Here is a 341-nt window from a genome sequence, read left to right as displayed (position 1 = left end):
CCGCCACCTGCGCCGTCATCCCTGGCATCACCGCCGTTACCGCCGTTACTCTGCACTGTGCCGCTGCCACTCAGCGTATCAGCGCGGATAAAAATGATTCCGCCACCATTGCCGCCGCTCGACAGGTTGGTGGTAACTGGGGTATGTCCAGACGTCACTGATTCGGTAAAAGGAGGTCCATCACCGTTCGTGTCCCCAGCGCCGCCGCCCCCACCTGCCAGCAGTCGGCCGATAACCGGCGCCGTGACCGCACCACCCAGTCCGCCTGCATCTCGACCGCCACCATCACTAAAGAAGGTCCGGCCACCCTGACCCCCGTCACCAGCATTGCTGCCGCCGCC

Annotated in this window: 1 protein-coding gene; it reads right to left on the bottom strand. The window is 64.5% G+C overall.

The window, feature by feature from the left end; genetic code table 11:
• Positions 1 to 154: 154 nt before the first annotated feature.
• Positions 155 to 341 (bottom strand): hypothetical protein (locus QZ269_RS08485; RefSeq protein ID WP_291426269.1); only part of this gene is annotated, 187 nt, incomplete at its 5' end.

The sequence above is a fragment of the Deinococcus sp. genome (genome assembly GCF_018260405.1).
GTDB lineage: Bacteria > Deinococcota > Deinococci > Deinococcales > Deinococcaceae > Deinococcus.
This window is presented reverse-complemented; position numbering and strand designations above follow the sequence as displayed.